Raw genomic sequence first — 14,671 nt, 5'->3', positions numbered from 1 at the left:
TCAACGCCCCTCCTTAATGCTCAACATTTCTTGGCCTATACCCGTTACTACTGTAACCGTATGCTGAGTTTTAGTACCATAGGTAATCGAAGTTTCTAATTGTGTCATATTGCAAATTACACCTGAGGTATAGCTATAAGATCGAGGACATTGAATTTCCATAGGGCCTTTGTTTAAGCTAATTACCGCATTTGTCACCCCATTGAGTCCGTTAAACGTGTTATTTCCTTGTGCTAATTGCTGACGGCTACGCGTAAATAGGCTATTTCCTTCTAATGCAGTTTGCATCGCAATCGCCCGTTGCACTTCCCCCATAAGAATACTCTCAGCTTCTTGTCTCTCTTGTGCCGCATTGGTTATTTTCAAATCTAAACTACTGGTACTCATCAAAGCGACAGCGATGGCACTGACCGCAACAATCATAATCATGGCACTGATCAATACGATACCTTGTTGTTTTTTTATAAACGCCATATGATTGTTCCCATGTTATTAAGCCTTACTGTGGTAGAAAATACAGTACGACGAAAGTTATCACTAAAAGTATGTACACGCTTGTCAGGGTCGGAGCCCAACGTATAAGTTTGGTTTTTAAGTTTCAAATCAGCATCGGGTTCCAATGCCCTCACCAAGACAAAAATCTGTACGGTTAAAATACCGTTTAGTCGCTCCCAGTCTGAAGCTGTCATATCTATACTACTACGGTAACTATCAACTCTGTTGTCGGCATTTGTATCTAAACCAAAAACAAAGCGAATATCCTCAACTCCTTCCATTACCGTTTCACTAAACATGCCTCCTTTTACCGTTAAGCGTTTTCGGGATAAAACTGGAATAGTAAGCTGTTGGCCTCTGAGCGTTACGGATTGCTCACTGATATAATATACATGGTGGCTATATGGCCAAAGTGTAGAGTTAACGGTGGGTAACGCTGTTCTTTGAACGCCTGAAGTAAATATGGCTAGCTCTTGATCGGCAATAAAGTAATAACGATTTTCATTCATAGCACTACTGCTAGTAAGAGGGCTTCCTTCTAAAAATTTTAACTGCACCACATCAGTATTTTGCTTTGCATTTAAAATACAGTTTAGTGCGTTACTGCTCGAAGCTTGAGCTGAAAAGATTGACCGAAAATTTGTCGGATCAGTACTTGGAAAACTGCCATTGTTAATACCACCAAAGCAATCGCCATCGGGTGTCTTAATACCATCAACTAAGGTGACATTCTCGTCGCTAAAACCTTCTTCATAAAAAGTGCCCCAAAAACCAACCTGCTCAACATCTCGTTTTAATATATCTAGTGTTAGCCGACCAGTTTCTTGCATTTCACCAATCGCCATCGTATCGCGTGTAGTCACTTTCATACTAATATAAGTTGCACTAACGCCCCCTAATATCAATACGCCAATAAACAAAGCAATCAATAATTCAACTATAGAAAAGCCTTCATTTTTCATGTACTAAGCCCTCAATAAAATGTAACTATTGAGTACCACTAATCGCCGATTATCATTTTTAATTCCACAGCTAATAGACTGATTTTTTTCACTTGCTTTCATTGCTTGTTTACCTTGCCATGCCACCACAACCTCAACGTTATATCCACGATTGCGAGTACCACCCACAACTGATGGCGTAATACATACAGTGGTATTATCAAGTGACCCTGTGTTTTCTCTGGCTCGTATTGCTTGGCGCCAATGCTCTATATCCATCGCTGCAATCGTTGCAGAATTACATTGTGTACTAAAGCAACGAGTGACAGGGCTCAAGGTTGTCGTGCTGTTAAACACCACTTTATAGTTAGCGCTGAGCGCTAACGTATCATTCACTCTTAAGCGCTGCACAATGTCATTTGCCAATGCAATTGCCGCAGCACGCTGCATCGCATCAAAACTTGCTTGTTTAGCTTTAGCTTGCAGCGCCACAGCGCCAAGCAAACCAAAACTGAGTACCATAAATGCAATCAGTACCTCAAGCAACGTAAACCCTGAGTTTTTAAAAGAAACAGCGAACATATTTAAATCGCAGTAAAAGCATCATAAAACTAGCTTATGAAACCATGTAAAATATACAAGCTGTTTTCTTACAAGTGGTAGAAATAACGGATAAATGGTTAGGGTCTGTTGATCTTTGCTGTGTATTTTTACAGCAGTCATTCAGATATTTTCCCAACTAGAAAAAGAGAAAGCCGCAGTGAAAAAGAGATTTGGTTAAAAGTATTAACCGCTCGCCGAGGCAAGAAATTCGCGGCAATTGCTTTAGCGAATAAAACGATAAGAACCGCTTTTGCAATGCAAAAGCATAATAAAGAATATGAACCACGATTACTTGTGGCTTAAAGTTTGTCAATAAGAGCGCTTAAAATAGGTAAGAGGGACCTTCAAAAGACTGCTAGGGACTGAAGTTGCATAAACTGTTCAACAGAGAAGTCATTAAGATGCGAATACATCACAGGCCAGAGGTAGTCCCTCAATTTGAGCCCGTATATAAGCTAGCATCTAATTTATTTTAACTCTTTCTTTTTGGCATTGGCAGGGAGTCCACATAAGCCCCTAGTTTTTTAACTTAAGCGCTTGAGCCGCACGACGACTTACCGCTATTTCATCGGGGTAACCGTCAATCGTCACAAAGTAACCTTCGCGATTGTGAATCAAGGCTTGCATTGCACTACTTTTTACTAACGTTTTGCGATGCACTTGTACGAAATGCAGTGAATAGAGACTGAGCAGTTGCTTAAGGCTTACATCTATAACAGCCTGTCCAGATTTTAAAAATAGCTGGGTATATTTATCTTGTGCTCTTGCAACCAGTATATCAGCGACTTCAACCCACCGAGTTTGATTACCAATGGTGTATTTAATTTTTGCGGGAAACAAACGCTGAAGTAGTATATGGAGTTCATTTTGCTCCACTGGCTTCACCAAGTACCCATTGGCAAAGACCCTAAAGGCATCTAACGCATATTCTGGGTGCGCGCTAATAAAGATAACCTTGGGTGCAAACGTGAGTTCTGCTAGGTACTTTGCCAGCTCTAGCCCATCCATACCCGGCATACTAATATCGAGTAAAATCAACTGCGGTTGGAACTGCTCAGCCAACGCCAAAACTTCCTGAGGTTTTCCGGTCTCTGCAATACACTCATAATCAAGCAAAGGGGCAATCAACCTTTTAATGCGTTGGCGCGCTAACGGCTCATCATCAACAACCATGTATTTCATGACTTTTCACCTATAGGAATAATAAGTAGCGCTGTATATTTATCCTGAATTTGCTGCGTTTGCAAAGTAGCTTTATTACCAAAGTGCAACGCTAACCGTGCACGAATATTATTTTGCGCCATTCCCTGACCTTGATGTGAGTGAACATCAGTGTGGTGGTAACTATTACAGATCTTAAGTTCTATCTGTCGCTTATAAAGCGTAAGTTCAATGTCTATTTGTGTCAATTCGGGGTTAGTTTCTACCCCATAGATTACGGCATTTTCCAGCAAAGGCTGTACGCTTAAGACAGGAATTTGCACATTTGGAATACTGCTCGGCATACTCCAATTAACTGACAGGCGTTCACTAAATCGCCATCGTTCTAACTCAACATATTGACGTGCTAAGTGCAGCTCGTCATTTAAAGAGCTTAATTGCTGAGTACACATCGTTGCTTTGCATAATTGTGCTAGCGTAATAACAGCTTGTTCTGCATGCTTTTTATCTATGTGTGTTAGTTCAGCTATTGTGTTTAAGCTGTTATACAAAAAATGGGGCCTAATACGTGCGCTCAATGCTTCTAGCTCTACTTGTGACAAAGCTTCAACTGTTTGTAGTTTATCTAAAAAAATACTCATGGAGTGAATAAACAATAACGATACAAATAGACAAATCGTCATATTCTTCAACACAAATGCCCCATCAACCTCAAGGCCCTCAATGGGAGCTAAAAATGGCACTGCGATACTAAGTGTTGCCGTTATACATTCAAAAATAATAATAATTATGGTTACTTGGCTGAACATATTACAGCGACTCAATTGAGCTTGTAAAAAATACAGTATGCTAAACCCGACAGCACTAACACAGTGAATAAATAAACTAAATATACCTAAGCGAACCCAAACATCTTCATAACTCATTGGTGAAAATGCCAAGACACAAGCAAGTATCTGCGAGGTGACCAGCATAGCCAGCACACCTCTTGAGGTAATAATGGTAGGTAACAGCTGCGATGTTAAATCGTTTGACTTAACCATAATAAGCTGTTTGCTAAAAGACTATCTAAGTTCAATAGGAACAGCGAAGACCACGTTTTCTTCTTCACCTGGGTTTTCAGCAACCGTGTGGCCACCTAGCTCTTTCAATCTTGTGACTACTTGCTGCACTAACACTTCTGGCGCAGATGCGCCGGCAGTGACGCCAACACGCTTAACGTTTGCGAACCAATTAACATCCACACTATCAGCATCATCAATAAGGTAAGCTTGGGTTCCCATCTTATCAGCAAGTTCCCTTAGTCGATTGGAGTTAGAACTATTTTTTGCCCCAACGACCAATAAAATATCAACTTTATCTGATAAGTCTCGCACTGCATCTTGACGATTTTGCGTTGCATAACAAATGTCATCTTTACGAGGCCCGTGAATTTGTGGAAACTTACTGCGCAATGCATCAATAACATCCGCTGTATCATCAACTGACAAAGTAGTTTGGCTGCAGTAAAATAAATTAGCTGCATCTTTGACTTGTAAATTGTCAACATCCTCTGGTGTTTCAACTAAGTAAATACCACCATTTGGATTATTGTATTGCCCCATCGTACCCTCAACTTCTGGGTGACCATGGTGACCAATGAGCACACATTCGGTGCCTTTGCGACTAGCACGAGTTACTTCCATATGCACTTTAGTCACCAAAGGGCAAGTTGCATCAAATACCTTTAGCTCACGGCGCTTTGCTTCTTGGCGTACTTGTTGAGATACCCCATGTGCACTAAAAATAACGATGCTTTCATCTGGTACCTGATTTAACTCCTCAACAAACACAGCCCCTCGTTTGCGCAGACCATCCACAACATATTTATTGTGAACAACTTCATGGCGCACATAAATTGGCTTTTCAAAAATATCTAACGCACGCTCAACAATGCTAATAGCACGGTCAACTCCGGCGCAAAAGCCACGAGGGTTTGCCAGCAAAATATCCATTAGTTTTTTACCTCAAGAATATCAACTTCAAAGGTGACTGGTTGCCCAGCTAAAGGGTGATTAAAATCAACAGTCACAGAGTCACCAGCGACTTCCCGAACTAATCCAGGCAATTCGGTACCGTCAGGCTGAGTAAATGCAATAATACTGCCCACTTTAGCAGGAGTATCAGCGCCAAACTTGCTGCGGTCTAAATAATAAACGTTATCTGGGTTTGGTTGACCGAATGCATCTTCCGGTTGTAAGTCAAACGACTTACTTTGCCCGGTTTTTAAGCCGAGCAAGCACTTTTCGAAGTTATCAGTAAGGCTACCATCGCCCATAAACAATTTTGCCGGTTTGTTATGCACTTTGGTTGAGTCTGCCGCAGACCCATCTTCAAGCTTAATTGAAAAGTGAAATACCACTTCAGATTTTGGGCCAATCACTTGCTCACTCATGCTTTTTCCTCCTGCGCTTTATCACCTTTAAAGGCATCAAAAATCAATAACCCAGCGCCGCAAACAATCGCCATATCAGCCACGTTAAACGCAGGATAATGCCAATTTTGATAGTAAAAATGTAAAAAGTCGATCACATAACCATGTATTAATCTATCTACAAGATTACCGATAGCGCCAGCAAGTACCATCGAGTATGCGCTACATAGTACCCAGCTGCTCGCCGATAATTTTTTCAACCAATACAGTAAAAGTGCACTGATAGCAATTGCGATAACACTTAAAAACCAACGCTGCCATCCGCCCGCTTCACTTAAAAAACTAAAAGCAGCGCCGTAGTTATGCATGTAAGTAAAATTAAAAAATGGTAATAACTCTATTGATTCATAGAGTTCCATATTTGCAACTACTACAGCTTTGGTTACGTAGTCTACTGCAAAAAGCACTAGACTCAGCCATAACCAGACTAAACCACTTTTTTGAGTTGTGTTAGTCACGTATTGCTCCTATGCAAATTGACGCTGTTCGCCTTCACCTTCTACGTTGCTCACACAACGACCACACAGCTCTTCATGTCCATCATGTGAGCCTACATCGTCACAGTAGTGCCAACAACGCTCACATTTAGCGGATTGAGTCGCGCTTAGTGCAATGTACAAACCATCAATTTCAGTTGCAATGGCACCTTCAGGTTTGGTATTCACCACTTCAACTTTAGCTTTTGAGGTTAATAATACAAAACGTAGCTCATCGACAATACGCTTTAACGAATCAGCTAGATCATCACCCGTATAAAGTGTTACTTCCGCTTGTAAAGTTGCACCTATAAGCTCTTCTTTACGTGCACTTTCAAGCACTCGGTTTACTTCATCACGCACTGCAAGTAGATTTTGCCAATAATCATTGCTCAATTGGCCTTCTGTTACATTTTCAAGACCTGCATACCAAACATCGGTAAATACGAATTGGCCTCGCTCACCTGGAAGTGCTTCCCAAATTTCTTGAGCCGTAAAACTCATGATAGGAGCCATCCAACGCGTCATCGCTTCAGCAATATGATACAGCGCTGACTGGCATGAACGTCTCGCATGACTGTCACTTTTTGCCGTATATTGGCGGTCTTTAATCACATCAAGGTAGAATGACCCAAGCTCGCCTGTACAGAAGTTCATAAGCTTCTGTGTTACAACTAACATTTGATAGTTGTCATAAGCGCTGATGATTTCTTTTTGCAGTTCTGCCGCGCGTGCCACAATCCAACGATCTAACTCAACCATGTCTTGTACTGCAACTAAGTCTGTTGCTGGATTAAAACCACTTAAATTGGCTAATAAATAACGACTGGTGTTACGAATACGGCGGTAACGATCGGCTGAGCGTTTAAATATTTCATCCGATACCGTCATTTCAGCAGTGTAATCTGTTGATGCAACCCATAAACGTAAGATATCCGCGCCGAGCTTATTCATTATATTCTGCGGCGAGATCACATTGCCTAATGATTTAGACATCTTGCGGCCGTTTTCGTCAACAGTGAAACCATGTGTTAAAACTTGACGATAAGGGGCATGGCCATTTATTGCCACTGACGTCATCATTGATGACATAAACCAGCCACGGTGTTGATCTGATCCTTCAAGGTATAAATCAGCTGGCCCCGTTAACTCTTCACGAGCATCAACAACGCACGAATGAGTTACGCCGGAGTCAAACCACACGTCTAATGTGTCTTGTACTTTAACAAACTGCTGAGCATCATCACCAAGCAACGTTTCAGGGTCTAAGTCATACCAAGCTTGAATGCCTTTTTCTTCAACCAATTTAGCGGCTTGTTCAATCAATTCTTGGGTGTTAGGGTGCAAGGCACCAGTATCTTTATCAACAAATAATGCAATAGGTACACCCCAAGTACGCTGACGAGATATACACCAATCAGGGCGCCCTTCTACCATGTTTGCAATACGATTTTCACCCCACTCAGGAAGCCATTGCGTATTCGCAATTTCGCTTAATGAATCTTGGCGCAAATTAGCTTGGTCCATGCTCACAAACCACTGCGGTGTAGCCCGGAAAATGATAGGCGTTTTATGTCGCCAACAATGTGGGTAACTATGTAAAAGCGCATGATGATGCATCAAAGTGCCATTTTCGACTAAGTGGTCAACAATACTCGCATTCGCTTTAAACACATGTTGCCCAGCAAAGATGGGCGTATCTGGTAAAAAGACACCGTTAGCCCCAACTGGATTAGCAACTTCTAAACCATATGCAAGACCTGCAGAGAAATCCTCTGGACCATGACCAGGGGCTGTGTGAACAATCCCCGTACCCGAATCTGTAGTTACGTGCTCACCTAAAATCACAGGCACATCAATTTCTAAAAATGGGTGCGCGACACGTAAATTTTCAAGTGCATGACCTTTTACATAGCCAAGTACGTGAAAGTGCTTAAAACCAAAGCGGTCAATAGCATCTTTAACTAACTCAGAACCCAGGATGATACGCTGCTCTTTGCCTTCGTCTTCTACTTGAACTAGCGCGTACTCAAGTCGCTCATTTACGGCTACAGCTCGGTTTGCAGGAAGCGTCCAAGGGGTTGTAGTCCATATGACAGTGCTTATTGTACCCGTACCTTCATGACCTTGTGCAAGCTCAAATGCATTAACAACTGCGCTTTGGTCAACAAAATCAAAACGCACATCAATCGCTGGTGATTGTTTATCTTGATATTCAACTTCTGCTTCAGCCAAGGCTGAACCACAATCAGTACACCAGTGCACAGGCTTGGCACCTTTATGTAAATGACCTTTATCAATAATGCGGCCCAATACACGAATAGCATTGGCTTCAAAATCAAAGTTCATTGTTAAGTAAGGTTTATCCCAATCACCAAACACGCCCAGGCGTTTAAAGTCTGCTTTTTGCCCTTCAACCTGCTTTGCTGCATACGCTCGACACTTTTCACGAAACTCCGCTGCTGACACTTTCTGTCCAGGTTTGCCAACTTTTTTCTCTACTTGTAACTCAATAGGCAGACCATGACAGTCCCAACCCGGCACATAAGGTGCATCAAAATCAGACAAAGTCTTTGACTTAATAATAATGTCTTTTAGGATTTTATTTACAGAGTGACCAAGGTGAATATCACCATTTGCGTACGGAGGGCCATCGTGCAAAATAAATGGCTTCTTACCTTTTTTCGCGTTACGAATTTGACCATATAGATCTTGCTCGTACCAAGCTTTAAGCATTTTTGGCTCGCGTTGCGCCAAGTTTCCGCGCATTGGAAACTCAGTTTCCGGTAGATTTAAAGTATGTTTGTAGTCGCTCATTTATCCTAGTTTCCGTATCGGCTACTTAAAATTAAAACATTGTTTGGCAGCTGCAACATCAAGTGTGATTTGCGCTGTTAATTGTTTCAATGTATCGAATTTCTGCTCATTGCGAAGCTTTTCAATTAGCTCCACTTGCATAAAATGCCCGTAGACATCTTGATTAAAATTAAACAAATGCACTTCTAACAGTGCCTTGGTGCCATTTAAAGTCGGCTTGTTGCCTATATTGGCAACTCCTTCATATCGTTTTTCAGCGACCGTTGCTATAACTGCAAATACGCCACGCACTGGGTTAACCTGCCTTTTTAAGGCTATATTGGCTGTGCGAAAGCCTAACTCTCGGCCTTTTTTCCAGCCATGTATCACTCGCCCAGAAATAGCATACGTATGACCCAACATATGATGTGCTTTGTCCAACCTACCTTCAGCAAGTGCTTCTCTAATCAAAGTACTACTAACTCTATGGTCGTTACGTCGAAAGCTGGCCGTGCTTTTCACATTCATATCGTGTATTTCACCCAAGCGCTCTAGCATTGCAAAGTCGCCAGCTCTTGCTTGACCAAAACGAAAATCATCACCCACAGTCAGCGCTTTCACACCGAGTTTAGCTATCAGCACTTGCTCAATAAACGATTCGGCTTCTTGACTTGCAAATTTAGCATTAAAGCTCACACAAATCACACGCTCTATACCTAACTTAGCGAGCAGTGACAATTTATCTCTAAGGCGCGTTAGCCTAGCTGGCGCGTGAGCTTTGGCAAAAAATTCTTGTGGTTGAGGCTCAAACAACATCACGGTACTTGGCAAACCATATTTTTGTGCGTCTTGCTTGAGCCCTTTTAGCACCTCAACATGCCCTAAATGCACTCCATCAAAGTTACCAATAGTCAACACGCAGCCAAAATGATGCGCCCGAATATTATGTATACCCCTGATCAGTTGCATAGTGTTAATGCCTTATTTGTGCAATAGTTGGAAAGTGAGCGATTATACCCAAGTTCCTCAAAAATGCGAACATCAAGATGTGTAGCCCTTTAGCTCTTTAATGGTTGACAATCTTACTCCCATTAACAGCATCGCGCCAAAATACACCATCGCAGCTTGAACTAATAAACCACTGAGTAACCCAACCTGCTGAATGAACGCCCAAGACTGCCAATCATATTGTAAAACCACAAAGTAAACACTGATAGACATAACAATGGCAGCAAAAATACTCTTCAGCGCAAATAACCAGGTAAAACTAGATACGCGATATACTCGCTCCTTGTTTAGTTGGCGATATAATAGATATGCGTTGCAACTCGCTGACAAAGAAGTGGCAAGCGCCAGCCCCAAATAACCTATAAAAGGGGCTAACATTAGGTTGAACACCATATTTAGCACCAGCGTTACAATACCAATTCGAACTGGCGTTTTAGTATCTTGACGCGCATAAAAGCCTGGAGCCAACACTTTGATCAGCATAAAGCTTACTAACCCCACTGCATATGCAGCAACACCATAACTTACAGCTTCAACATGATTCACTTCAGATGCAGCAAATGCACCGTGATTAAATAACACTGAGATAATTAATGGGCTGATTACTACAAGCCCCAACATGGCAGGAAAGCCGAGGAAAAGTACAAAACGCACTCCCCAATCTAGTGTATTTTGAAAATCTTCAAGTTTATCTCCTGCATGTAATTTTGATAAAGCGGGTAAAATAACCGTAGCAATACCAATTCCAAATAAACCTAGCGGAAACTCAATAAGTCTGTCTGAATAATACAACCACGCTATTGCACTAGTACCTAAAGATGTAGCAATTAAAGTATCTAACAACAGATTAATCTGACTTATAGATACACCAAACATGGCTGGCAGCATTAATCGGCGTACCTTAGTAACTTCTTTAGCATGCCAAGCAAATTTAGGCTTTTTAAGCATGCCTAACCGGTACAAAAAAGGAACTTGAAATGCAAGCTGCGCAACTCCCCCTACAAAAACGCCAATAGCCAGTGCATACGCACTCACAGTAAAAACATCTTGAAGCAATAAAGCACAGCAAATAATAGATATATTTAAAAGAACAGGCGTAAAAGCAGCAACCGCAAAACGGTTGTAAACATTTAATACTGCGCCACTGAGCGCCACTAAACTAATAAAAAATAAATAAGGAAATGTAAATTTTAGTAGCCCGCTTGCCAAGATAAACTTTTCGGCATTTTCACCGCCTTGCCACCAATCAATGAACCAACCAGCCCCAAATAAAGCAGCAATAACAGGTGACCCAACAACACCTAATAACGTAATACAAAGTAAAATTGTTCCCAACGTACCCGCGGCCTGAGCAACAAATATACGAACCGCATCATCTCCATGCTTTTCTTTTATTTCGGATAACACAGGCACAAACGCTTGTGCAAATGCACCTTCGGCAAATAAACGGCGTAAAAAGTTTGGAATACGATTTGCGAATAAAAACACATCTGCTGCAAGACCCGCACCGAGCAAATTTGCAACCACCGCATCACGTACAAGCCCCATTACACGTGATATCATGGTCATCGCACTCACAATCATGCCCGACTTAAACAACCCTTTAGTCACCCTTTTCCCCTAAAATAATTAAACGTGCTGTAAACTCGCCGATTATGCCATAGGATAAACCCGAATCGGCAGTTCATTTTGCGTAATTTAAGTAAAGAAAATAAAAATTCTTTCCCTAATGCTATGTGAACGATGCAAGGTTTGTTACAATACGCGCCATTAATCGCAACAGCCGGGGAATTTCTTTGGTTTTGATGTGATTCAAATGTCTGAGATCGCTAAATACAACAAACAAATTGTTGATGTTTTAGTGTGAACAGACAACCGATGACGAAGAAACAAAGGCCGCATTTGTCAAATTATATTGACTTTTGCGATTAAAACGGGCATATTCCTCGGCCTTTAAATTAAGCTTATTTTAAGATTGTTAGGAGCAAACCTTGGCTAACATCAAGTCTGCAAAAAAACGCGCTATTACTAGCGAAAAACGCCGCCAGCACAACGCAAGCCGTCGTTCAATGATGCGTACTTACTTCAAAAAAGTAATCGCTGCAATTGAAGCTGGTGACAAAGAAGCTGCAACTCAAGCATTTGCTGTTGCAACACCAATTTTAGACCGTTACGCAACTAAAGGTCTTATTCACAAAAACAAAGCTGCTCGCCATAAGAGCCGTATAGCTGCTAAAATCAAAGCTCTATAATTTGTTTTTGATTGAAAAAACCGACGAAAGTCGGTTTTTTTATATCTGAATTTTAACTAGCTAATTTCTAAATCGGGATAGAATTTTTTCAACATAGCCGCTATTTTTTTCGGAGAAAAGGGCTTAACAACAAAACCTTTTGCTCCTAACTCAATGGCATCTTTTACGTTTTCTACCGTGGAATGTGCTGAAACCATAACAACGTTTAGATCAGGGTTAATTTCATTTAACTGAGCGATTATCTCTTTACCATCCCCATCTGGCAGCTCAATATCTAAAAAGACAATATCAAAATGCTGTTCTTCACATGCACTGATACACTGACGGATCGTTGATGCTTCCTTTACATGTTCAATTCCTAGGTGCATTAAGGTTTGGTGTAAAAAACTGCGCACCGTGCCAACATCATCGACGATTAGTATTGAGATTTGTTGATCCATAATCCTTTCCCATAGGCTGCGACATAAAAATACGCTATTATTTAAATAATAGAACTATTATAGAGTGCTGCAACTAAAAGGCTACACCTAAGCATGTCAAACAATTTAAAAAAACAGAAAAAACAAGCATTACTTGGCAAAGTACAAGGAAAGCATAAGGCACGAATAAAAAAGACACCGGATAAAGGTAACCCTACGGTAGAAAAAGCAGCACTGACTGCAGATAACCAACCCACTGCAGATAAAAAATCCACTGGAAAGTGGCTAGCGCTTGCCATTTTTGCGCTGTTAATACTTATTTTCCCAAAACCAAAGCTAATCACCTATGAAAAGCTAGGCCTAGTGTCACAAAGTGTATATTGGGATGGTTTACCGGGTATTAACCCTGTTTTGTTTGATTCTCACTTGCACCCTCGCCCAGCTCTAGAACGTAACACACTGTATTTATGCGCTAACCTAAACGACCCGAATACCTGTCAAAGGTACGAAATATTAGAACAATCTGGTGTCTTTTTTGCGCTGAAGAAGCTAATTATTGATTAAAAAAACTAATCTGAAAATTATAAAAATACTCGCTTGAAGCATGGTTAAATGATCACCATAATGGCGCTCCTTTAATCTACAATGGAAGACCATACAGACCATGCTCAACGAGTTCAACTGGCTCATTAATATCGTATTGCTAGTACTAGGCTTAGGTGCCTTTTTCATCAATCAAATTACGCTTCTACGCGCAGCTGCGATTGCTGCATGTGGCTTGCTGTTTTTATCATTCAGTTTGGATCTAGTCAATACAAGTGTGGTATCTAACTTAAGTCTCATTCTAATTAATACTTTTTATTTATTTAAAGTATACACTTTTGCCCAAATAGAACTTAGTTAGTAGTCATCCTAGTTCGACTAAGCTAAAATCCTAGCCATACTCTCAGTTTGTTTTACAGGTGTAGTATGGCTATGACAGATGAAGAACTATTTTTGGCATCCATGGGCGATGTAACCCCACTGGCACAAACGAATCATGTTGAGCTAACCCGCATAAAGCACTCCCCCACAATATCTCAATTAGAAAAGCGTCGCGCAGCACAACAGGAACTCGACTTCGACAATAACTTTCTGTCGACAGAGTATGTTGACTTACTTGATCCGTTTGAATTGCTGGCGTTTAAAAAATCGGGTGTTCAAGAAGGGGTATACAAAAACTTGCGTTTGGGGAAATATCAGATTGACGCAACATTAGACTTACATGGAAAAACTTTTTATAAGGCTCGTAGTGCTTTGTTTGACTTTATGTTGGATTGCTACAGCCGAAATATCAGAGTACTGCTAGTAAGACATGGACTTGGCCTAAAAAGTAAGCCCTTTCCAGCGATACTTAAAAGCTATACCAATAAGTGGCTACAAGAAATGCCTCAAGTACTGGCTTATCACAGCGCACTAAGCTGTCACGGCGGTAGCGCGGCAACCTATGTTTTGCTCAAAAAAAGCGAAGAAAAGAAAATGGAAAATAAAGAACGTCACGCTAAGCGATAGTTACACTCTCTGTAACCTTAGGCTCACGTAATTCATTTGCTTGAGCCTTAGTAAACCAAGCTGAAACACCTAAAAGAATGACTGAAAAAAGGACAATTGAGAACTTTACGCCACTTTGTTTACTTTTCATTTATAGCCTTCTGTTTTTATTATTTTTTTACTAATCTACTGAATATCCCCTGAACTAACAAGGTGTTTTTATATACAGCAAAATGAATGTAAAGTGAACTTTTTATGACCCAAAAGGTACAAAGGAAAGATTAAAAAGCAAATGTAATACCAATTGCATTAAATAAATGACCAGATATTGCGATAGATAAATAACTTAATCACAAGGCAAAGTTCCGGTATGTCGTTATTCTACATGAGTCACTTTTAACGCAGTTAATAAGCCATCTAGCTCGCTAGAATGATCAATGTTTTAATAAAATTGGCATAAAAGTCAATCTTCACAAGACTGTGCTACAAATCTAAAGTATACCTTTATTATTCCATA

The 14,671-nt window shown here is 40.8% G+C and carries 18 protein-coding genes; 5 read left to right on the top strand and 13 right to left on the bottom strand.

Translation table 11 applies throughout. The features are described 5' to 3' along the window. From SANK73390_RS04295 to pilV, 3 genes are read right to left on the bottom strand one after another with little or no spacing between them, the layout of a single operon-like run. Nucleotides 1–474, bottom strand: coding sequence for a pilus assembly protein PilX (locus SANK73390_RS04295; protein WP_261594258.1), 474 nt, complete (start codon nt 472–474; stop codon nt 1–3). Next, nucleotides 462–1,457 (bottom strand): PilW family protein, encoded by a 996-nt coding sequence (locus SANK73390_RS04290; RefSeq protein ID WP_462763965.1) that lies wholly within the window; start codon nt 1,455–1,457, stop codon nt 462–464. Before SANK73390_RS04290 ends, SANK73390_RS04295 begins: the two co-directional genes overlap by 13 nt. Nucleotides 1,458–1,460: 3 nt before the next feature. Continuing rightward, nucleotides 1,461–2,018: a type IV pilus modification protein PilV gene (gene pilV / locus SANK73390_RS04285; protein ID WP_462763962.1), complete on the bottom strand. Its 558-nt coding sequence runs from the start codon at nt 2,016–2,018 to the stop codon at nt 1,461–1,463. Between the two features lie 120 nt (nt 2,019–2,138). Between pilV and SANK73390_RS04280 the strand changes: the two genes are divergently transcribed. Further along, entirely contained in the window at nt 2,139–2,342 is a 204-nt protein-coding gene (locus SANK73390_RS04280) for a hypothetical protein (protein ID WP_462763959.1), read from the top strand. Nucleotides 2,343–2,555: 213 nt separating this feature from the next. Here the strand turns inward: SANK73390_RS04280 and SANK73390_RS04275 are convergent, their stop codons facing one another. From SANK73390_RS04275 to murJ, 8 genes are all read right to left on the bottom strand, one after another. Beyond that, nucleotides 2,556–3,221 carry a LytR/AlgR family response regulator transcription factor gene (locus tag SANK73390_RS04275; RefSeq protein WP_462763956.1) on the bottom strand — a complete coding sequence of 222 codons (666 nt, stop codon included), beginning with the start codon at nt 3,219–3,221 and terminating at the stop codon, nt 2,556–2,558. Continuing rightward, complete coding sequence (locus SANK73390_RS04270; RefSeq protein ID WP_462763953.1) at nt 3,218–4,243, bottom strand: sensor histidine kinase; 1,026 nt, start codon at nt 4,241–4,243, stop codon at nt 3,218–3,220. The genes SANK73390_RS04275 and SANK73390_RS04270 overlap by 4 nt, the downstream gene beginning before the upstream one ends. Nucleotides 4,244–4,264: 21 nt before the next feature. Then, nucleotides 4,265–5,194 carry a 4-hydroxy-3-methylbut-2-enyl diphosphate reductase gene (gene ispH, locus SANK73390_RS04265; protein ID WP_462763950.1) on the bottom strand — a complete coding sequence of 310 codons (930 nt, stop codon included), beginning with the start codon at nt 5,192–5,194 and terminating at the stop codon, nt 4,265–4,267. Then, on the bottom strand, nt 5,194–5,634 hold the full coding sequence (gene fkpB / locus SANK73390_RS04260) for an FKBP-type peptidyl-prolyl cis-trans isomerase (RefSeq protein ID WP_462763947.1): 441 nt from the start codon (nt 5,632–5,634) through the stop codon (nt 5,194–5,196). Before fkpB ends, ispH begins: the two co-directional genes overlap by 1 nt. Beyond that, nucleotides 5,631–6,131 carry a signal peptidase II gene (gene lspA, locus SANK73390_RS04255; RefSeq protein WP_462763944.1) on the bottom strand — a complete coding sequence of 167 codons (501 nt, stop codon included), beginning with the start codon at nt 6,129–6,131 and terminating at the stop codon, nt 5,631–5,633. The genes fkpB and lspA overlap by 4 nt, the downstream gene beginning before the upstream one ends. A gap of 9 nt (nt 6,132–6,140) precedes the next feature. Next, nucleotides 6,141–8,966: an isoleucine--tRNA ligase gene (gene ileS, locus SANK73390_RS04250; protein WP_462763941.1), complete on the bottom strand. Its 2,826-nt coding sequence runs from the start codon at nt 8,964–8,966 to the stop codon at nt 6,141–6,143. Between the two features lie 21 nt (nt 8,967–8,987). Further along, nucleotides 8,988–9,914 (bottom strand): bifunctional riboflavin kinase/FAD synthetase, encoded by a 927-nt coding sequence (gene ribF / locus SANK73390_RS04245; RefSeq protein ID WP_462763937.1) that lies wholly within the window; start codon nt 9,912–9,914, stop codon nt 8,988–8,990. Nucleotides 9,915–9,986: 72 nt separating this feature from the next. Beyond that, on the bottom strand, nt 9,987–11,564 hold the full coding sequence (gene murJ / locus SANK73390_RS04240; RefSeq protein WP_462763934.1) for a murein biosynthesis integral membrane protein MurJ: 1,578 nt from the start codon (nt 11,562–11,564) through the stop codon (nt 9,987–9,989). Between the two features lie 380 nt (nt 11,565–11,944). On the opposite strand from murJ, the gene rpsT reads away from it, so the two are divergent. After that, entirely contained in the window at nt 11,945–12,205 is a 261-nt protein-coding gene (gene rpsT / locus SANK73390_RS04235) for a 30S ribosomal protein S20 (protein ID WP_261594247.1), read from the top strand. 56 nt (nt 12,206–12,261) lie between these two features. Here the strand turns inward: rpsT and SANK73390_RS04230 are convergent, their stop codons facing one another. Then, nucleotides 12,262–12,645 carry a response regulator gene (locus SANK73390_RS04230; protein ID WP_261594246.1) on the bottom strand — a complete coding sequence of 128 codons (384 nt, stop codon included), beginning with the start codon at nt 12,643–12,645 and terminating at the stop codon, nt 12,262–12,264. Nucleotides 12,646–12,738: 93 nt separating this feature from the next. Here SANK73390_RS04230 and SANK73390_RS04225 point away from each other — a divergent pair, with 93 nt between their 5' ends. From SANK73390_RS04225 to smrA, 3 genes are all read left to right on the top strand, one after another. Beyond that, nucleotides 12,739–13,188 (top strand): hypothetical protein, encoded by a 450-nt coding sequence (locus SANK73390_RS04225; RefSeq protein ID WP_462763930.1) that lies wholly within the window; start codon nt 12,739–12,741, stop codon nt 13,186–13,188. Between the two features lie 100 nt (nt 13,189–13,288). After that, complete coding sequence (locus SANK73390_RS04220; RefSeq protein ID WP_261594244.1) at nt 13,289–13,528, top strand: hypothetical protein; 240 nt, start codon at nt 13,289–13,291, stop codon at nt 13,526–13,528. Nucleotides 13,529–13,593: 65 nt separating this feature from the next. Beyond that, complete coding sequence (smrA, locus tag SANK73390_RS04215) at nt 13,594–14,175, top strand: DNA endonuclease SmrA (protein WP_462763927.1); 582 nt, start codon at nt 13,594–13,596, stop codon at nt 14,173–14,175. Here the strand turns inward: smrA and SANK73390_RS04210 are convergent. Then, a complete protein-coding gene (locus tag SANK73390_RS04210; RefSeq protein ID WP_462763924.1) occupies nt 14,165–14,305 on the bottom strand; it encodes a hypothetical protein in 141 nt (46 codons plus the stop codon). The two genes, smrA and SANK73390_RS04210, sit on opposite strands and share 11 nt — an antisense overlap. Between the last annotated feature and the right edge of the window lie 366 nt (nt 14,306–14,671).

This window comes from Pseudoalteromonas sp. SANK 73390 (assembly GCF_054966645.1).
Note: the sequence above shows the minus strand (reverse complement) of the source record. Positions and strands in the feature narration are given on the sequence as shown.